The 19,983-nt window shown below is 61.2% G+C and carries 13 protein-coding genes; 9 read left to right on the top strand and 4 right to left on the bottom strand.

What is annotated here, in order from left to right; all coding sequences use genetic code 11:
- Positions 1-299 precede the first annotated feature (299 nt).
- From dnaK to DXC79_RS00960, 5 genes are all read left to right on the top strand, one after another.
- Positions 300-2,192, top strand: a complete 1,893-nt coding sequence (gene dnaK / locus DXC79_RS00980; RefSeq protein WP_055310046.1) for a molecular chaperone DnaK — start codon at positions 300-302, stop codon at positions 2,190-2,192.
- 2 nt (positions 2,193-2,194) lie between these two features.
- Complete coding sequence (locus tag DXC79_RS00975) at positions 2,195-3,037, top strand: nucleotide exchange factor GrpE (protein WP_117634486.1); 843 nt, start codon at positions 2,195-2,197, stop codon at positions 3,035-3,037.
- Between the two features lie 108 nt (positions 3,038-3,145).
- A complete protein-coding gene (locus DXC79_RS00970; RefSeq protein ID WP_117634484.1) occupies positions 3,146-4,111 on the top strand; it encodes a DnaJ C-terminal domain-containing protein in 966 nt (321 codons plus the stop codon).
- Positions 4,112-4,184: 73 nt separating this feature from the next.
- Entirely contained in the window at positions 4,185-4,601 is a 417-nt protein-coding gene (locus DXC79_RS00965; protein WP_117634482.1) for a heat shock protein transcriptional repressor HspR, read from the top strand.
- A 328-nt stretch (positions 4,602-4,929) separates the two neighbouring features.
- Positions 4,930-7,230, top strand: a complete 2,301-nt coding sequence (locus DXC79_RS00960; RefSeq protein ID WP_117634480.1) for a hydratase — start codon at positions 4,930-4,932, stop codon at positions 7,228-7,230.
- Between the two features lie 498 nt (positions 7,231-7,728).
- Here the strand turns inward: DXC79_RS00960 and DXC79_RS00955 are convergent, their stop codons facing one another.
- Entirely contained in the window at positions 7,729-8,376 is a 648-nt protein-coding gene (locus DXC79_RS00955; protein WP_117634478.1) for a hypothetical protein, read from the bottom strand.
- 622 nt (positions 8,377-8,998) lie between these two features.
- Between DXC79_RS00955 and clpB the strand changes: the two genes are divergently transcribed.
- The 3 genes from clpB (at position 8,999) to DXC79_RS00940 (ending at position 13,456) form a co-directional block, all read left to right on the top strand.
- On the top strand, positions 8,999-11,626 hold the full coding sequence (gene clpB, locus DXC79_RS00950; RefSeq protein WP_117634476.1) for an ATP-dependent chaperone ClpB: 2,628 nt from the start codon (positions 8,999-9,001) through the stop codon (positions 11,624-11,626).
- Between the two features lie 133 nt (positions 11,627-11,759).
- Positions 11,760-11,945, top strand: a complete 186-nt coding sequence (locus tag DXC79_RS00945) for a hypothetical protein (RefSeq protein WP_233502909.1) — start codon at positions 11,760-11,762, stop codon at positions 11,943-11,945.
- A 158-nt stretch (positions 11,946-12,103) separates the two neighbouring features.
- Positions 12,104-13,456, top strand: a complete 1,353-nt coding sequence (locus DXC79_RS00940) for an ATP-binding protein (RefSeq protein ID WP_117634474.1) — start codon at positions 12,104-12,106, stop codon at positions 13,454-13,456.
- Between the two features lie 73 nt (positions 13,457-13,529).
- Here the strand turns inward: DXC79_RS00940 and DXC79_RS00935 are convergent, their stop codons facing one another.
- The 3 genes from DXC79_RS00935 to DXC79_RS00925 form a co-directional block, all read right to left on the bottom strand.
- Positions 13,530-15,017 (bottom strand): hypothetical protein, encoded by a 1,488-nt coding sequence (locus DXC79_RS00935; protein WP_117634472.1) that lies wholly within the window; start codon positions 15,015-15,017, stop codon positions 13,530-13,532.
- 242 nt (positions 15,018-15,259) lie between these two features.
- On the bottom strand, positions 15,260-16,267 hold the full coding sequence (locus DXC79_RS00930; protein WP_117634470.1) for a DUF5692 family protein: 1,008 nt from the start codon (positions 16,265-16,267) through the stop codon (positions 15,260-15,262).
- A gap of 63 nt (positions 16,268-16,330) precedes the next feature.
- A complete protein-coding gene (locus tag DXC79_RS00925; protein WP_117634468.1) occupies positions 16,331-16,993 on the bottom strand; it encodes a TetR/AcrR family transcriptional regulator in 663 nt (220 codons plus the stop codon).
- A 189-nt stretch (positions 16,994-17,182) separates the two neighbouring features.
- On the opposite strand from DXC79_RS00925, the gene DXC79_RS00920 reads away from it, so the two are divergent.
- Positions 17,183-19,960: an FAD-dependent oxidoreductase gene (locus tag DXC79_RS00920; protein WP_199408608.1), complete on the top strand. Its 2,778-nt coding sequence runs from the start codon at positions 17,183-17,185 to the stop codon at positions 19,958-19,960.
- The last annotated feature ends 23 nt before the right edge of the window (positions 19,961-19,983 follow it).

The raw sequence follows: 19,983 nt of genomic DNA, 5'->3' as shown, positions 1-19,983 counted from the left end.
CCCGGAATCCACGCTCAAACCGGGATGCGCTTGCCGCAAGACGGCCCCCAGGCACCCCCGGACGCAAACCTCAGCCATCTCTACATAGATCTCAATAGATTTGCCGAGAACTCAAACAGTGCATCTACCTGCACATTTGAGAACCTAAACTCTCAGAGATAAGAAATCTTATATGAATTGACTTAGATTTTGTATATTCCAGCCCATAAGGGGATACACTACATCCTGAAAGACAAGCCGAAGCGCCGCGCGACAGACCGTCGAGGCGACGCGAACGCAAAAGAGAGAGGGAATTTCTAATGAGTAAGATTCTTGGTATCGACCTTGGTACTACTAACTCCGCAATGGCCGTTCTCGAGGGCGGTTCTCCGACCATTATCGTGAACGCCGAGGGCGACCGCACCACCCCGTCCGTCGTGGGCTTCCGTGCCGACGGCGACCGCGTCGTGGGCAAGGCCGCTAAGAACCAGGCGGTCACCAACCCCAAGAACACCGTGTTCTCCATCAAGCGCTTCATGGGCCGCAAGTACTCCGAGTGCACCTCCGAGATCAAGACCGTGCCGTATGAGGTCAAGGAGGGCCAGGGCGGCCGTGCCGTCGTCGACATCGAGGGCAAGGATTACACCGCCGAGCAGGTGAGCGCCATGACGCTCGCAAAGATGAAGGCCGACGCCGAGAAGTATCTGGGCGAGACCGTCACCGACGCCGTCATCACCGTCCCGGCCTACTTCAACGACGCCCAGCGTCAGGCCACCAAGGACGCCGGTAAGATCGCCGGCCTCAACGTCAAGCGTATCGTCAACGAGCCGACTGCTGCTGCTCTTGCCTATGGCCTGGACAAGCAGGGCACCGACCAGCGCATCCTGGTCTTCGACCTGGGCGGCGGCACCTTCGACGTCTCCATCCTCGACCTCGCCGACGGCGTGTTTGAGGTTCTGTCCACCTCGGGCGACAACCACCTGGGCGGCGACGACTGGGATCAGCGCGTCATCGATTGGATGGCCGATAAGTTCCAGCAGGAGAACGGTGTCGACCTGCGTCAGGACCCCATGGCCCTGCAGCGTCTGAAGGAGGCCGCCGAGAACGCCAAGAAGGAGCTCTCCGCCGCCCAGCAGACCACCATCAACCTGCCGTTCATCACCATGAACCAGTCCGGCCCGCTGCACCTCAACTACACGCTGACCCGCGCCGAGTTCGAGAAGATCACCCGCGACCTGCTCGAGCGCTGCAAGCAGCCTGTTACCAACGCCCTGCGCGACGCCAAGCTTAAGCTCTCCGATTTGACCGAGGTCATCCTCGTCGGCGGCTCCACTCGTATGCCCGCCGTCCAGGAGCTCGTCAAGACCATGACCGGCAAGCAGCCCAACATGTCCGTGAACCCCGACGAGGTCGTTGCCGACGGCGCTGCCGTCCAGGGCGGCGTGCTCACCGGCGACGTCGAGGGCATCCTGCTGCTCGACGTTACCCCGCTGTCGCTGGGCGTCGAGACCATGGGCGGCATCATGACCAAGATGATCGACCGCAACACCACGATCCCGACCTCCAAGACCGAGGTTTACTCCACCGCTGCCGATAACCAGACCAGCGTCGAGATCAACGTGCTCCAGGGCGAGCGCGAGCTTGCCCGCGACAACAAGTCGCTCGGTAAGTTCCAACTGACCGGTATCCCGGCTGCCCGCCGCGGCGTGCCGCAGATCGAGGTCACCTTCGACATCGACGCCAACGGCATCGTCAAGGTCTCCGCTAAGGACAAGGGCACCGGCAAGGAGCAGCAGATCACTATCTCCGGCTCCACCGCTCTGTCCGACGACGAAGTCGATCGTATGGTCAAGGACGCCGAGGCTCATGCCGAGGAGGACAAGAAGCAGAAGGAAGAGGTCGAGGTCCGCAACCAGACCGACAGCCTGTGCTACTCCACCGAGCAGACCCTCAACGAGCTGGGCGACAAGGTTTCCGCCGACGTGAAGTCTAAGGCCGAGGCCGCTATCGCCGACGCCAAGAAGGCGCTCGAGGGCTCTGACGTCGAGGCCATCAAGGCCGCCGGCGAGTCCCTGCAGTCTGTGGCCTACGAGCTGGCCCAGGTTGTCTACGCCGACGCTCAGCAGCAGACCGACGGTGCCGCCGGTGCCCAGCCTGCCGACGATGACGTTGTCGACGCCGACTACGAGGTTGTGGACGACGAGGACAAGTAATCATGTCCGCCCGTAAAGCTCGCACGGAGGCGGCTGCCGCCGGCGCCGCCCCCGTTGACTCTGAGGAGAAGGACGTGAAGATTCCCGTAGAGGCCGTCGACGATACCGAGGCCAACGAGGCCGAGGCCGCCGAGGCTGCCGAGAACCAGGTAGAGGATTCCAACAAGGAGGCGACGATGACCGAGGACGAGATGGTGGAAGCCGCTATCCGCGCCGGTGAGGAAGCCGCCGACAACGACTTTAAGCTCAAGTTCGAGCAGGCCCAAAAGGAGCTTGCCGACGTGCGCCGCGAGCTCGATGCTGCGGCAGAGGCTCAGAAGGCCGCCGAGGACAAGGCAAAGGACGCTACCGAGCGCACCGCCCGCCTGCAGGCCGACTGGGAGAACTTCCGTCGCCGCACCGCCAACGAGCGCATTGCCGAGCGCGAGCGCGCGACCGAGAAGCTTGTCGCCGCGCTGTTGCCGGTGATCGACGATATCGAGCGCGCGATCGACCATGCCCGCAGCCAAGAGCTTTCCGACGACTTTAAGCAGTTCGTCGACGGCGTCGATGCGGTACATGCCAAGCTGCTCGACGTGTTCGCGCACGAGGGCGTTGAGCCCATCGACCCCAAGGGCGAGGCGTTCGATCCGCTCGAGCACCAGGCTGTGGGTCGCGTCGAGGACGCATCGCAGTATGACGAGACCGTCAACGACGTATACCAGAAGGGCTACCGCATGGCGGATCGTATTCTGCGTTCCGCGATGGTGACGGTGACCTACGGCGGCGAGAAGCGCCCCGCACCGGAGCCCGAAGCGGCACCCGAGGATGCTACGGCCGACACGGCCGAGAGCACCGAGGAGTAATTGAGAAGGGCCCCGGGGCAACACCCGGGGCCCTTTCTGGCCTAGTGCCATATGACAGCATGAGCCGTCGTCTGCATGGGCGGCGGACGTAACAGGAGAGGAGCTACGATGGCTGCAGGCAAAACCTTCTATGACATCCTGGGCGTATCCAAGAGCGCCTCCGACAAAGAGATCAAGAGCGCGTTTCGCAAGCTCGCGCAAAAATATCACCCCGATGCCGGCGGCGACGAGGCCAAGTTTAAGGAAATCAGCGAGGCCTACGAGACGCTTTCGGACGAGAAGAAACGCAAAGAGTACGACCAGATGCTCATGTTTGGCGGCATGCCGGGCACGGGCGGCGCGTATGGCGGCGGCTACGGTGCCGGCGCGGGCGCCAGCGGCTGGGGCGATATCTTCGACAGCATCTTTAGCGGCAACGGCGCCTGGGGCAGCGATTGGGGCTCGGGCTTTGCCGGGGCTGCGGGTGCTGCCGGTGCCGGCGCGGGTCGCAGCCGCGCGCGCAAGGGCGGCGACCTGTCGCTGACCGTCGATGTGACGGCCGAGGACGCGTTTCGCGGCGTGACGCACAAGGTCACCTATCGCATTCCTTCGACAGGTGAGCAGCAGACCATTACGGTCTCGGTGCCCGCGGGCGCGGTCGACGGCGGCAAGCTACGCTACAAGCGTCGCGGCGAGTATGGCGTTGCGGGTGGCGAGCGCGGCGACCTGGTCGTGACCACGCATGTGGAGGAGCACCCGCTGTTTAAGCGCAAGGGTGCCGATGTGACCATGGAGGTACCGATCTCGGTTTACGAGGCGGCGCTCGGCTGCACGGTGGATGTGCCCACACCCGGCGGCGCGACGGTTCGTCTGAAGGTGCCCGCGGGTACCCAGACGGGCAAGAAGTTCCGCTTTAAGGAGATGGGCGCGCCCGATGTTAAGCACCGTGGCCGCACGGGCGCGCTGCTCGTCGAGATCAAGGTGCAGGTTCCCACGAACCTGTCCGACGATGAGCGCGATGCCATGACCAAGCTGCGCGAGGCCGACACACGCGACTATCGCGAGAAGGTCAATCGTTACAAGGCGACGTACTAGGGCGGTTGCGTGGCCCACGGGCTGGCCGCAGGCTTATGATGGACGATAGTGAGACGGAAAGGGGTCAGGTAGCATGGCCGAGGACAATAGGAACAAACCGCTGTACATGATCAGCGTGGCGGCCGAGCTGACCGGCATGCATCCGCAGACTCTGCGCGTCTACGAGTCCAAGGGCCTGGTGAACCCCCAGCGCTCGGGCGGCAACACGCGTCTGTATTCGCGTGCCGATATCGAGCGCCTGGAGCTCATCAACCAACTGACCGACGAGGGCATCAACCTTGCCGGCGTGGTGCGCATCCTCGATATGAAGGAGCGTGCCGAGGAGCGCGAGCGCGAGAACGAGAAGCTCCGCGCTCGCGTGCGCCAGCTCGAGGACGAGCTGCACGAGTACAAGATGCAAAAGAAGATTACCGCCCTGGCCCCGCGCGACGGCTCGGTCAACCCCGAGCAAGTCATGCGCAAGCTGCTGGGCACGGGCGGCGACGTATAGCTCCGCCGGCGCTGCCGGGCACTCATTGGGGACAGACTTAAATGAGTGCCCCAAAATGAGAGTGGATAATCTGCCGTTTTTGGCCTTTATACAGGCTCAAAATGGGAGATTATCCACTCTCGTCATTTCGGCACTTGGGGACGTTCCTTTTCTGCCGGCACTTTGGGACACTCCTTGTCAAGAGAGTGATGCAAAGGGGCTCGTCCTTTACTTTACCGAGATAAAGTGAACGTTGCAGATTCGTAACCCACTCGCAACCGTTCTATGGCACGATATTGAACGAATGTATGCTATGCGCCCAAATTGTTTGGGCAGAGTGGGAGACAGTATGGTCAAGCTGTACGAGGACGGCATCTACCTGCGCCGTGGCAGCGAGGTTGTGCCTGCGGCCGAGGCTGCTGAGCGCGGTATTACGCAGACGCCCGAGGATGCCAAGCGTGGCACCATCGCGTATTCGATCCTTCAGGCACACAATACGTCCGGCGACCCCGAGGCGCTCAAGATCCGCTTCGACGCCATGGCGAGCCACGACATCACCTTTGTCGGCATCATCCAGACGGCGCGTGCCTCGGGCATGGAGCAGTTCCCGCTGCCCTACGTGCTCACCAACTGCCATAACTCGCTGTGCGCCGTGGGCGGCACCATCAACGAGGACGACCACGTCTTTGGTCTCTCGGCTGCCAAAAAGTACGGCGGCATCTTCGTTCCGCCGCACATCGCCGTCATCCACTCCTTTATGCGTGAGAACTTCGCCGGCTGCGGCAAGATGATCTTGGGCTCCGACTCGCACACCCGCTACGGCGCTCTGGGCACCATGGCCGTGGGCGAGGGCGGTGGCGAGCTGGCAAAGCAGCTGCTGCGTGACACCTACGATGTCGCCTATCCCGGCGTCGTTGCCATCTACCTCACGGGCGCCCCGCGCCCCGGCGTCGGCCCGCACGACGTGGCGCTCGCCATCATCCGTGCCGTCTTTGCCAAGGGTTACGTTAAGAACAAGGTCATGGAGTTCGTGGGCCCCGGTATCGCGAGCATGACGACCGACTACCGTAACGGCGTCGATGTCATGACCACCGAGACCACCTGCCTTTCCTCCATCTGGGCAACCGATGAGGACACGCACGCGTTTTTGGCCATGCACGGCCGTGGCGACGACTACCGCGAGCTCAAGCCCGCCGATGTCGCCTACTACGACGGCTGCGTCGAGGTCGACCTGTCGAGCATCAAGCCCATGATCGCCCTGCCGTTCCATCCTTCCAACGGCTTTGAGATCGACGAACTCAACGAGAACCTCGAGGACATCCTGCACGAGGTTGAGCTCGAGGCTGCCAAGATCGGCGAGGGCAAGACGCACTTTAGCCTGCTCGACAAGATCGTCGACGGCAAGCTGCACGTGCAGCAGGGCGTTATCGCCGGCTGCTCGGGCGGCAACTACGACTCCGTGGTCCAGGCTGCCCGCGTGCTCAAGGGCGCCAACACCGGCTGCGGCGAGTTCTCGCTGTCGGTCTATCCCACGAGCCAGCCCGTGGCACTCGAGCTTACGCGCCGTGGCTATATCTACGACCTTATGGAGGCCGGCGCGATCGTGCGCACGGCATTCTGCGGCCCGTGCTTTGGCGCCGGCGACACGCCTGCAAACAACGGCCTTTCGATCCGCCACACTACGCGCAACTTCCCCAATCGCGAGGGTTCCAAGCCGGGTAATGGCCAGCTGAGCGCCGTGGCCCTGATGGACGCCCGCTCCATTGCGGCGACGGCGGCCAACGGCGGCGTCCTGACGCCGGCGACCGACCTGCCCGAGGAGACGTGGGACGAGGCCTGCGAGTACACCTTTGACGACGCGCCGTACAAAAAGCGCGTGTACTGGGGCTTTGGCAAGGCCGAGCCTGCCGACGAGCTGGTCGAAGGCCCCAACATCAAGCCATGGCCCGCGATGGAGCCCCTCGGCGACGACATCCTGCTCAAGGTGTGCTCCAAGATCATGGACCCGGTCACCACGACCGACGAGCTCATTCCCTCGGGCGAGACGAGCTCCTTCCGCTCCAACCCGCTGGGTCTGGCCGAGTTTACGCTCAGCCGCCGCGACCCTGCCTACGTGGGCCGCTCCAAGGAGGTTGACGCCGTAGAGAAGCGCCGCGTTGCCGGTGAGGCCGCGGGCGACTTGACCGCGCTCGATGCCGAGCTTGCCGGTGTGTTCGAGGCACTGACCGGCGCGGGTGTCGCGGCCGATGCCAAGGCGACCGAGCTCGGCTCCATGATTTATGCCAAGAAGCCTGGCGACGGTTCTGCCCGCGAGCAGGCCGCGAGCTGCCAGCGCGTGATCGGCGGTCTGGCCAACATCGTCCACGAGTACGCCACCAAGCGCTATCGCTCCAACGTGATGAACTGGGGCATGGTGCCCTTCCAGATGGAGGCCGAGCCCAGCTTTGAGGTGGGCGATTACGTCTTTGTGCCGGGTATCCGTGCCGCGCTCGATGGCGACCTAAAGGACATCGCCGCCTACGTGGTGCGCGCCGATGGTGCGGTCGAGCAGATTGAGCTCTACATTGCCGATATGACGGCAGAGGAGCGTGCCATCGTCAAGGCCGGCTGCCTGATCAACTACAACAAGTTCAAGGCCGCTGCCGAGTGACTCTGCTGTACGCCCCTGCCACACCTTTCCCTCGTGCTCACGCGCTTCGCGAGGGTCGCCCGAGGGAAAGGTGTGTCCGGGGCTACCGCGACGTTCTCGTTGGGTCTTGAGGGACGCTAAAAAAGACTGAGCTTGAAGCCGCCTCTTTTTATTGGGGTGGCTTCTTTTTTGAGGCGGGTATCGCTGGGACCACCACAAAGGTGCCTGCCCCCTTTGTGGTGGTCCCATTTGTCTCGATCTGTAACAGCTGGGCTATTAAAAGCGTGCCTGCTGTTACAGATTAAGATTATTGGACGAGGCTCCGCGGTTCATCTCGATCTGTAACATCTGGGCCCCTATTTGCCGAGTAATTGTTACAGATTGAGACAAACGGTCGCCGTCGATCGCTTCATCTAAATCTGTAACATCTAGGATCGAAAAGGGCCGCTAGATGTTACAAATCGAGACAGTGGAACATCGGAGCCGAAACCACCACAAAGGTGCCTGCCCGGCGGGTCCTTATTTCGATGGGGTCCAGGTTATTTCATCGTCAAATAGCCAAGTGCGTGCCGAGCCACTGTTGCGCGCTGTCTGCGGATCGGGCTCGCAGGTTTGTTCGTAGGCATCCTCGGTACACCGATCCATAAAATCGACAACTGCCGTTTGGTCGCCTTCCATGACGTAGATTACGTCGCCATCCGAGATATAGACCCCCGGTCCTTCATTGTCCACGCAGCCGGGGTCGTATGAGACGTTGCACAATCTGCTCCCGTTTGCCGCATCGAGCTCAAGGGTCGAATAATACCCGCCATTCATTTGGCCTTTCTTGGCTCGATATATTGCGGCGCCGTACCATCGCTTAAACGTCTTGCCTTTGAGTAAACTGGTTGCCTTGCCGATAAGTTGCTCATCTTTGGTGTAGCGCCTGGCCCCAAGTTCGATACGGGGATAGTTGCTGATCCCAAGCGCTGCGGGCGTACCGTCAAAATCGACGGTGATCGAATCGGGTTTGACAATATCGGTGAGGACCTCGATGGGATAGCTTACGGTCTCAACCGCCGCCTGCGTCGCAGAGGCGGGGAGAAATGCGAGATAGATAATTCCTACGCCGACTGCGGTAATCGCAAACGCTAAGACGAGCAGGCCGATATAGGTGGAGCGTTTCACGGCGAGTACCTCGCAAACAGTATGCATTCAGTAAGATAAGTGATACCAGCTTACGACAATATTCAAAAGAAAGCGACCGCCCGGAATGAGGGGGCTGAAAGGCCCCATTGGGCTTCGATTTGGGGTCGCCAAACGTAGACTGGGCTTGATGCCGCCTCTTTTAATCGGGGCTGATTCTTCTCTGGACCACCACAAAGGGGACAGGCACCTTTGTGGTGGTTTCGTTTGTCTCGATTTGTTACATCTTGGCCGCTAAAAGTGGGCCTGGTGTTACAGATTGAGATTTTCGATTCGGGTGTCTTCTGTTTGTCTCGATCTGTAACAGTTAGACCCTAATTTGCCGAGTAGATGTTACAGATTGAGACAAACGGGCGCCGCTGAACAATTCGTCTCGATCTGTAACATCTAGGATTAAAAATGGCTGCTAGATGTTACAGATCGAGACGGTAGTGCGCCTGGGCAGCGGCGGGCTGACATCTCAGTACCCTATCCATTAATCACTCAGAAAATCTTATATATAGAGACTTAGATTTGTGTATAAGATCGCGCAAAGCTGGCAACAATACTTCTCGAACAACGTGAAGCCGCCCCGTAGGGCGGCCGCCCCAAGAGAGGTGATTCCATGAGAATCGATAAGCTAGCAATGACGTCGCGCGAGGCGTTGCAAACCGCCATGAGCACGGCCGCCGACGCGCAGGCCGGCGCGGTGGAGCCGATCCACCTGCTGTCTGCCCTGCTCGGTGCCGGCGAGCGCAATATCTCCGTGATCATCGAGCGCATCGGTGCCGACCCGGCTCAGCTCGCACGCTCCACACAGGATGCCATCGACCACGCGCCCAAGGTTTCGGGCGAGGGTCAGCAGATGGGCCTGTCCAACGAGCTCGTCCGCGTCATCGAAAAGGCCGAGAAGAAGGCCACCAAGATGGGCGACAGCTTTGTGGTGACCGAGCATCTGCTGATGGCGCTTGCCGAGGACAAGGGCGAGGCTGGTCGCGTGCTGCGCGACGCCGGCGTCACCAAGGAGCGCATCGAGCAGGTTTACGAGGAGCTGCGTGGCGATGACCGCGTGACGTCTGCCGAGGACAAGACCCAGTTTGAGGCGCTGGAGCAGTACGGCCGCAATATCTGCGACCTTGCCCGCGCCGGCAAGCTCGACCCGGTCATCGGCCGTACCGACGAGATCCGTCGTACCATCCAGGTCCTGTCCCGCCGCACCAAGAACAACCCCGTGCTCATTGGCGAGCCGGGCGTCGGCAAGACGGCCATCGTCGAGGGCATCGCCCAGCGTATCGTGGCCGGCGACGTGCCGAGCACGCTGCGCGACCGCGACCTCATCGAGCTCGACATGAGCGCGCTGGTCGCCGGTGCCAAGTACCGTGGTGAGTTCGAGGACCGCTTGAAGGCTGTACTCAAGGAAGTCCAAAAGGCGCAAGGCAAGGTCATCCTGTTCATCGATGAGCTCCACACCATTGTGGGCGCGGGCGCTACCGAGGGCTCCATGGACGCCGGCAACATCCTGAAGCCGGCGCTTGCCCGTGGCGACTTGCACGCGATCGGCGCGACTACGCTCGACGAGTATCGCAAGTACATCGAGAAGGACGCGGCACTCGCCCGTCGTTTCCAGACCGTGATGGTCTCCGAGCCCACCGTCGAGGACACCATCTCCATCCTGCGTGGCCTCAAGGAGAAGTACGAGATCTTCCACGGCGTGCATATCACCGATAGCGCGCTCGTGGCGGCCGCCGACCTCTCCGATCGCTACATTGCCGACCGCTTCCTGCCCGATAAGGCCATCGACCTGGTCGATGAGGCCGCAAGCCGCCTGCGCATGGAGCTCGACAGCATGCCGGTCGAGATCGACGCCACCACGCGTCAGCTCACCCAGCTGCAGATTGAGGAGCAGGCGCTCATGAAGGAGACCGACGACGCCTCCAAGGAGCGTCTGGAGGCCCTGCGCCAGGAGATTGCCGAGGTCCAGGAAAAGCTCAACGTGCAAAAGGCCGGCTGGCTCAACCAGAAGAACGCCATCGACCACGTGCAGGAGCTCAAGGGCAAGCTCGACGAGGCAAAGAGCGAGGAGGAGCGTGCAACGCGCAACGGCGATTTGGGTCGTGCGTCCGAGCTGCGCTACTCCGTGATTCCGGGCCTGCAGCAGCAGATTCAGGATTCCGAGGCCGCGCTCGAGGCGCAAAAGCAGCAGGACGGCGAGGGCCTCAACGAGCAGGTGACCTCCGATGAGATCGCTGAGGTCGTGAGCGCTTGGACCGGCGTGCCCGTCTCCAAGATGATGCAGGGCGAGCTCGACAAGCTGAAGGGCTTGGAGGGCGAGCTGCATAAGCGCGTCATCGGCCAGGACGAGGCGGTCTCCGCTGTCGCCGCGGCCGTGCGCCGCAGCCGTGCGGGCCTCTCCGATCCGGACAAGCCCATCGGCAGCTTCTTCTTCCTGGGCCCCACCGGCGTGGGCAAGACCGAGCTCGCCAAGGCGCTGGCCGAGTGCCTGTTCGATGATGAGCGTGCGCTCGTGCGTATCGACATGTCCGAGTACATGGAGAAGTTCAGCGTCCAGCGTCTGATCGGTGCGCCTCCGGGATACGTGGGATACGACGAGGGCGGCCAGCTTACCGAGGCCGTGCGCCGTCGTCCGTATTCCGTGATCTTGCTCGACGAGATGGAGAAGGCTCACCCGGATGTATTCAACGTGCTGTTGCAGGTGCTCGATGACGGCCGTCTGACCGACGGCCAGGGTCGCCAGGTGTCCTTCAAGAACACGATCATCATCATGACGAGCAACGTGGGCTCTAAGGCTATCGCCGAGCTTTCGGGCAAGGACGAGGAGGAGATGCGTCATCAGGTCGACGCGGCCATGGCTCAGACCTTCCGTCCCGAGTTTCTCAACCGTATCGACGATATCGTGGTGTTCCATCCGCTCGGCATGGCGCAGATCGAAAAGATCGTCGATATTCAGCTCGCTGACGTCCGCGCACGTCTGGCTAAGGAGCGCATGACGCTTGCCATTACCCCGGCGGCCAAGCAGATGCTTGCTGTGGGCGGCCTGGACCCGGTCTTTGGCGCCCGTCCGCTCAAGCGTTTGGTGCAGCGCGAGGTCGTGGATGCCATCGCCGCCGCCATCATCGACGGCACGGTGCGCGAGGGCGATCAGGTGACGGTCGATGTCGACAAGGACGGCGGCTTTACCGTTGTGTGCGACAACACGCCGGCGGCCACCTACGAGGTTCCCGACGCCGAGTAGATTTTGGGCCATGCCTTAAAATCTGCCAGCCGTCTCTAAATGCCAAGGGCGGCGGATCCAATTGGGTCCGCCGCCCTTTTTCGTGCGACAATCGTTGATGTTGAGCATGAGTACATGGCAAGGAGATATGCAGATGAAAGACGAGATCAAGACAAGCGCGCCGGCGACCGATGCCGCACCCAAGCCTGCGCCTAAGCCGGCACCCAAGCCGCGCGATCCCTACATCCGCGCCGAGAACGAGGACGACGACGGCTACGATCCCTACAGCGATCGCCGCCCCGAGCGCGAGCCAATGTTCGAAGCTGACCCCTGGCGTTAAGTAGCTAATTTGGGTGTCGCGGGCTGCTAGTCTTGGACCTTGATGCTCGGTAACAGCAAAACTTGATTTTCTATTAATCAAGTTGCACGTAATCTTGCTCTCTAGCTAATCAAGAATCGGTATAATTTTGATTAGCTAGAGAGCAAGATTGGAGAATCATGGCATTCAACGACTTGATCGCCCAGAAAATAAAGGACTTTGAACAGCAGGGGGTTCCACAGGTCTTTGAGCGAGACCTTGATCTGGGAAACCCACAGGAGCCAAAGCGCGACAACATCGTATATGTGATTGTGGGCGCCCGTCGTTGTGGAAAGACGTATCGCCTGTATCAGGAGATGCGGCGGCTTCAGGGCCAAGGCGTCGAGCTTGACCGGATGCTATATTTCAATTTTGAGGATGAGCGCTTGCGTCCGTATGAGCCATCGCTACTAGCGGACGTGCTCGATACATTCTATGCACTATATCCTGCTGCTCGAGGCGAGGGCGCCTACCTTTTCTTTGACGAGATCCAGGAAATACCCGAATGGGGTGCGTTTCTGCGACGCGTGGTCGATACGGAGAAGGCGACCGTTTACGTGACGGGATCTTCTTCTAAGATGCTGTCCTCAGAACTTAAGAGCGAGTTCAGGGGCCGTTCTCTTGTGCGAGAGCTTTTTCCGTTGAGTTTTTCGGAATACGTCCGATATAAGACGGGGAGCGTTCCTGAGTCGAACGCGCCCTTCTCCTCAAGCGCTGCAGCGTTGCTCCGACACCATCTGGTCGGATATCTCGAGCGAGGGGGATTCATCGCGACACTTGAGCAGACGCCCGCAGACGCGATTCAGCTGCTACAGGAATATGCGTCGCGAACGGTCGCTATGGACGTTGTGGAGCGTTACGACGTCAAGAGCCCTCGTTTGGCCTCACTGTTTCTGACGCGGTGTATGGCATCTTCGGGACGAGAGCTGTCGGTGAACAAGGTGTACAACGAGTTCAAGAGCAGGCAGATACCCGTCAGTCGTAATTCGCTCAGCGACTTACTTGAGTATTACGAGGACGCCTACCTGCTGTTTTCTGTGCCGGAGTTTACGCGTTCACTTGCAAATAATACGCGGTCTGCGTCTAAAGTCTACGCTGTCGATCCTGCGATGTTTGGAGCATTCTCTCCCGCATCGGCATTGGACCAGGGCCAGAGGCTCGAGACTGCGGTGTTCAATGCGCTCAGAAGAAGGACTCCTGCGGTGCGGGTCGGTTCGGTCTGCCGCCTACTGGTCAAGGAGAAGAATAAAAGCCATGAGGTTGACTTTGTGGCTGGGGATGCACTTCTCATGCAGGCTTATAGCCTGACTCAGGTGAGTGTGGATATGGCAAGCGAGAAAACGCGCGAACGCGAAATTGCAGCCCTCGATGCCTCGATGGCCCAGTTTGATCTTGGCGAGTCGGTAATCGTTACTATGGATGAACAGGCCGATATTCCATGTGAACACGGTGTGGTACACGCTGTGCCCGCATGGAAGTGGCTCCTTGCCTAATCATCTACGGATCTGTGGGGCCAGGACCTCCTGGCCCCTTCATCACGGTTGGGGAGTACCATGATGCGCCCGGCTAGTCCTGGGCCTTGATGCTCGGCAGCAGAATCTGGGCGATGTAGTCGCATTCGAGCTTGGTGGCAGCGTCGGCCTTGCCGTCTTTGCCGACCAGCACGCTCTTGATCTGGCTGTAGGTGTAGCGGTTGCCGGTCGTAAGCTCGACAAGCTCAATGGCTGTGTCCATGGGATAGGTCGACACGGGGTTCTGCGTGCGCCCGTTGATGGTCTGGGGCACCACGTACGGATAGACGGGGCCGCTGGCGTAGACGGTATAACCGTTGCCTAGATTGGCCGCACCCAAAACCGTATCGCCCTCATCGGGCGTAAAGCTCTCGCCCTCGCGCACCGCGACGAGCGTCACAATCGGCGTATCGCTGTCGCCGGCAAGATAGATGCATAGCGTGCTGCCATTTTGCCAAGTCTCGACCTTGCCGTACCATTCGACGGGGATATCGAGCTGGTAGAGGTCGGTTGCCTTGTGACGGGCGTCGGCATCACGGGCTGCCTGTGCCTTTTGCGCGCTCACGGCATTGACGGCGGCGTCGCGCCGCGCGGTTGCCGCCTGCTGGAGCACCTTGGCGGTGGCGGCGGAGCTCGCGCCGCCTTCCTCGGCATACTTGGCGGCGGCGTCGATCTGGTCGTTGGTTACCGTGTCGGCCGAAGGCACCTTGAGTTTAAAGGCAGCCTGGGCACTTAAATCCTGTCCATCGCTCTTAACGGTGACCTGCGTCTTGGTGGTCGGGACGGTATAGATGGTGCCGTCGGCCGCGATGGGGGAGGCAGCGATGGAGAGCGTGTAATCGCCGGGCAGCAGTTTGATGCCGCGGCCGTGCTCGTCAACGTAGAGCGTTTCGCTCACAGAAGAGCCGTCGGAGTCCTGGCCACTCACCTGCACGGGGATCTTTGAGCCGGTGGAGCAGTCGAGTCCCGCGGCATGTACGCCAATTTGCACCGACATCATGGTATGGGCGTTTGCGGCAACTACGGCGGCCTGCTCTTGCTGGTATCCGTTCCAAGCCGCATAGCCCGCGCCGCCGGCGACGAGCGCGACAGCCACGACACCGGCGACCATCAGATTGCGGCGCTTGGGCGACATCTTACGATGACGAACCTCGGCTTCGTGTGCCGAGGGAGCGGACGGCAGGGGAATATCTCCCATGGCGATGGTCTCGTCGACGACTGGCGCAGAGCCCAAGCCGGGGAGCTCGCGGGTGAGCGATTCGTCGACGGGCAAGTCGCCAAGCAGGGAGGTCTCATCTCCCGCGTTGGGTTCCGGTTGGCCATTGCCCTCGTCATCGCCTTTTTCGACATCGGCTTCATCGCGAGCATCCTCGACGTCGTCGCCCGTATCCGGTATGCCATCGCCCGCCGCGTCCTGCATGTCGACGATTGTCTCGTCAAACGCAACTTCGTCCAGCGAAAACCGGTCTAGGCTCTCCAAGGCCTCGGCGCACGCCGCTGCATCTTGGGCCGCGTCCTCTTGGCCCCTCGTCTCATTTTCCATATATCCCCCAAGCTCAATATCGGGACAACAATGTACCCAAAATTAAGGTCACATAGAGCTGGCGTGCAGTCGGAAATTCGATTTTATCTGCGCGATACATTGTGAATATGTGCATGAATGCACGCGCGACAGCAAAAAGCCCCCGGAAAGCAAACGAATTGCTTTCCGGGGGCTGCGCATAACGCGAGATTACGGAGCCAAAGAGACGCGCCTACATCCAAATGCGGACGGCAGCGAGCGCGTTACTCGGCGTGTGCGTAATCCACCTTGGCGCGGCGAGCGGTAGCCTTCTCCCAATCGCTGGTGCCCTCAAAGACATCCTGCTTGTAGGGATTGCGGCCGAGCTTCTTGGCGCGGTAGGCGATGTAGATGATCGCGGCGATGTTGGCGACCAGTGCGGCGATCGAGACCGCAGTAGCGGCGCTGGGGTCGAGCGTGGAGTGGGTCACAAAGATGGACTCCTCCTGGAAGTACGGGAACACCTGGGCAAACATGCACCAAATGGCCAGCGTAAAGGCGCGGTTCTGGATCCAACCGCCCTTGTTCCAGATAAAGGCGGCGACGGTGGGCGCCAGCAGCAGCGCAAAGCCGCAGAACCAGGAGTGGGCGGGCAGGCAGTTGTAGGTGTAGCAGAAGTTCCAGATATCGTAGGCGATGATGTAGACCCAGGTCATGTCGGGCCACAGCATGTCGGTCTTGTCCTCGGAGGCGTAGACGCTCCACCAACCGGTCATGCAGAAGATGTTGATGATACCGGCGATGCCGTTGAACACGTTGTTCCAGCCGGCAAGCTGCGTAGCACCTTCGGAGGTGACCCAAGTGGACTGGCCCAGGACAAAGAAGTGATAGGCGCTCTCAAAGTCGGACACGACGGCGATCATGATGTTGATGGCGACGATCACAAACGGCCACGCGCGGAACCAGTGCGCCTTGCCGATCTTGCCCCACTGATACTTAATGGCGATGAAGCCCCAGCAACCGGCCAACGCCGCGTAGACCTTGGCGTAGTGGAACCAGCTGTTCTGGTACACATGGGTGGGGTTGGTGAGCGCCCACTCGGCGCCCTGCGAAACGCCGATGGCGATAGCGACGCAGTAGATGGTCATGGCCAGCGGAGCCACGCCAAAGATGATTGCCGCGCCCAGCTTGGTGCGGCGGCCGATCTCGTTGAGCACGATCAGGCCAATAAAGACCATGGCCCAGCCGGCCCAGTGGATAAGGGTATCGCTACCCCAAACATCGAACAGCATGCTGCTCTCCTTTCACACGCCCGCGGCCCCTCTTCTGATCGCGGGCAGTTTGGCCAAATGTCGTCAGTTCTGGGGCTTGCGCTCCGGATACTTGGCGGTATAGCCCTCGATGTGGAGTGTCGAGGCGATGATTTCCTTGACCGTCTCGTCGGGCACATCGGGGTGCGTGCGGATATACATCAACAACCCCATAATGAGGGTGTAGAACGTCTCGTAGACATGGTCGATGCGTAGCTCATGATGGGCGACAAAATCCACCACGGTGGTATCGCAGATATACTGCGCCACACGCTGGACCACGTTGTGCAAAAAGCCGCCGTAGAGCGCGCCGCTGCTCGAGGTGAGCGTGCTCGGCAACTCGTGGCCGCTCACGACCAGGCGCTTAAAGAGCGGAGCAACGGTGTCGAGTGCGCCTTCGATGTCGCCAACCGTGCGGCTGGCGTTCCACTGCTCGAGCTCGGCGATAAAGCCGTCGATTGCCTCGTCCATAACGGCGGTGACGGCGGCATCCATATCGGCAAAGTAGTGGTAGAACAGCGAACGCGTGCAGCCAGCCCGCTTGGTCACGGCCGATACCGAAAGATGGGACACACCAAGCTCGGCGCTCACGGCGCGCACAGCGGCGAGGATCTCGCGACGGCGCTCGTCGCCCGTCAGGCGTTTTGCCGCGCTATCGGATGCGGGGACGGCATCGACCACAGAGATATCTGCTGCGTTGTTGCCCATGTTTTGCCGCCTTTCATCCTCTTTTGCCTGACCGTTCGCCTAACAGTCTTGAATATTGTTGACGGTTCGTCAATACTATTTTTGACACAATGTCAACAATGGCGGGTGAACGGCATGGGGGCATGCCCGGCCTGCAAAAAAAGAGGGGTGCCGCGGCCTCGCCGGGCTGTGGCAAGAGAAGGGACAACCATGATTCTCAACGGACCGGGAATTAGCTACACCGAGCCCGACATCGGTTCGGAGTTCGTGCCGCCGCTGCCGGAGCATCCGCGCGAGGCCATCGTCAAGCTGTGCGAGCACTGCACCAACCGCCTGCTGCATCGCGACGAGCTGCTGGGCTACGAGTACTGGTCGTTTGCCGAGGCCGCAACCGACGAGCAGGCCGAAGTGCTCTGCAAGATGAAGATGCGCCGTCCCTATACGCTGCCCGAGATGGTCAAGCTCACCGGCATGCCCGAAGCCGATATCGAGAAGATTCTCGACGACATGAGCTACACGGGTCTGCTCGAGTACAACTGGGAGAACCCCGAGCGCGCCAAGCAGTGGGTGCTGCCCATGCTGGTGCCGGGTTCTGCCGAGTTCCTCAACATGCGCGTGAGCCAGCTCGAGGAACACCCGGTCTACGCCAAGTTCTTTGAACAGGCATCCAAAGGCCCGCTGTCCAAGGCCACGCCGATGGTGCCGCCTGGCGGTGCCGGCATCGGCATGCATGTCATTCCGGTCGAGAAGGCCATCGATGCCGCGAGCACCTCGGTGCCGATCGAGCATATCGAGCATTGGCTCGACAAATACGAGGGTAAGTATGCCGCCAGCACTTGCAGCTGCCGCGCGAGCCGTCGCGTGATGGGAGAGGGCTGCGCCGACGACCCGGCCGATTGGTGCATCGCCGTGGGCGATATGGCCGACTACGTGGTCGAGACCGACCGCGGCCATTATGTGACGCGCGAGGAGGTCTACGACATCCTGCGCCAGGCCGAGGACAACGGCTTTGTGCACCAGATCACCAACATCGACGGTGAGAACAAAATCTTCGCCATCTGCAACTGCAACGTCAACGTGTGCTACGCCCTGCGCACCTCGCAGCTGTTCAACACACCCAACCTGTCGCGCTCGGCCTATGTCGCCAAGGTCGAGAAGGACAAGTGCGTGGCCTGCGGTCGCTGCGTTGAGGTGTGCCCGGCTGGTGCAGCCAAGCTCGGCCAGAAGCTCTGCAGCAAAAAGGCCGGCGGACAGGTGCCCGAGTATCCGCGCCAGGAGCTGCCCGATGCCACCAAGTGGGACCACACCAAGTGGTCGCCCAACTACCGCAACGACAACCGCATCGAGACGCATGAGTCCGGCACCGCTCCCTGCAAGACGGCCTGCCCCGCGCACGTTGCCGTTCAGGGCTATTTGAAGCTCGCGGCGCAGGGTCGCTATGACGAGGCGCTCGCGCTCATCAAGCGCGAGAACCCGCTGCCCGCTATCTGCGGCCGTGTGTGCAACCGCCGCTGCGAGGATGCCTGCACCCGCGGTCGCGTGGACGAGGCCGTGGCTATCGACGAGGTCAAGAAGTTTATCGCCCAGCGCGATCTGGATGCCGCGACTCGCTATGTCCCGCCTGTGGTGACCCCGACGCGTGCCGGCGGCTTCGACCAGAAGATCGCCATCATCGGTGCCGGTCCGGCCGGCCTGTCCTGCGCTTTCTACCTGGCCGAGAAGGGCTACAAGCCTGTCGTGTTCGAGAAAAACGAGCGCCCGGGCGGCATGCTCACCTACGGCATTCCCAGCTTTAAGCTGCAGAAGGATGTTATCGAGGCCGAGGTCGAGGTCATTCGCCTGATGGGTGCCGAGCTCCGCTATGGCGTGGAAGTCGGTCGCGACGTGACGCTCGACGAGCTTCGCGCGCAGGGCTTTAAGGCCTTTTACGTGGCCATTGGCTGCCAGGGTGGCCGCCTTGCCGGTATTCCGGGCGAGGATGCCGAGGACGTGACCGTGGCCGTCGACTTTTTGCGCGAGGTCAACAGCGGCAAGATCGACGCGCTGCCCGGGCGCACCATCGTGGTGGGCGGCGGCAACGTGGCCATCGACGTCGCGCGCAACGCCTGCCGTCTGGGTTCCGAGCACGTTGAGATGTTCTGCCTGGAGAGCGAGGCCCAGATGCCTGCCAGCGAGGAGGAGCGTCGCGAGGCCATCGAGGACGGCGCGCACATTAGCTGCGGCTGGGGCCCCAAGGAGATTCACCTGGACGAGGCCGGTCGTGTGTGCGGTATCACCTTCAAGCGCTGCACGCGCGTCTACGATGACGAGGGCCGTTTTGCGCCCGAGTATGACGAGAACGACTTGCGCCGTGTCGATGCCGACCGTGTCGTCATGTCGATTGGCCAGTCCATTGTGTGGGGCGACCTGCTGGCTGGCTCCAAGGTGGAGCTCGGCCGCGGCCAGGGTGCCCTTGCCGATCCGCAGACGTACCAGACCGCCGAGCCCGACATCTTTGTGGGCGGCGACGTCTACACCGGTCCCAGCTTTGCTATCGACGCCATCGCCGCCGGTCACGAGGCCGCCGTGTCCATCCATCGCTTTGTGCAGCCGGGCTCCACGCTCACCATCGGCCGCAACCAGCGCCGCTACACCGCGCTTGACCGCGACGATGTTGTGATTGAGAGCTATGACAACGCGAGCCGCGAGGTGGCACGTGTCGACCGCGAGCGCGAGAAGGCTGCGCCCTTTAGCGAGTACGTCGAGACCTTTACCGAGGAGCAGGTGCGCGCCGAGACCGCTCGCTGCCTGGGCTGCGGTGCCTCGATCGTCGACCCCAACAAGTGCATCGGCTGCGGCCTGTGCACCACCAAGTGCGCGTTTGACGCCATCCATCTGGATCGCGACCGCCCCGAGTGCTCCACGATGGTCAAATACGAGCAAAAGCTCCCAAGCCTGGGCAAGTACGCGCTCAAGCGCGCGATCAAGATTAAATTCGGTCGCAAGTAAGTGGCCATAACGGGAACGGCGGA

This window comes from Collinsella sp. TF08-11AT (genome assembly GCF_003437035.1).
In the GTDB taxonomy this organism is placed as follows: Bacteria; Actinomycetota; Coriobacteriia; order Coriobacteriales; family Coriobacteriaceae; genus Collinsella.
The sequence above is the reverse complement of the archived record's forward strand: the minus strand, read 5'-3'. Positions and strand labels throughout refer to the sequence as shown.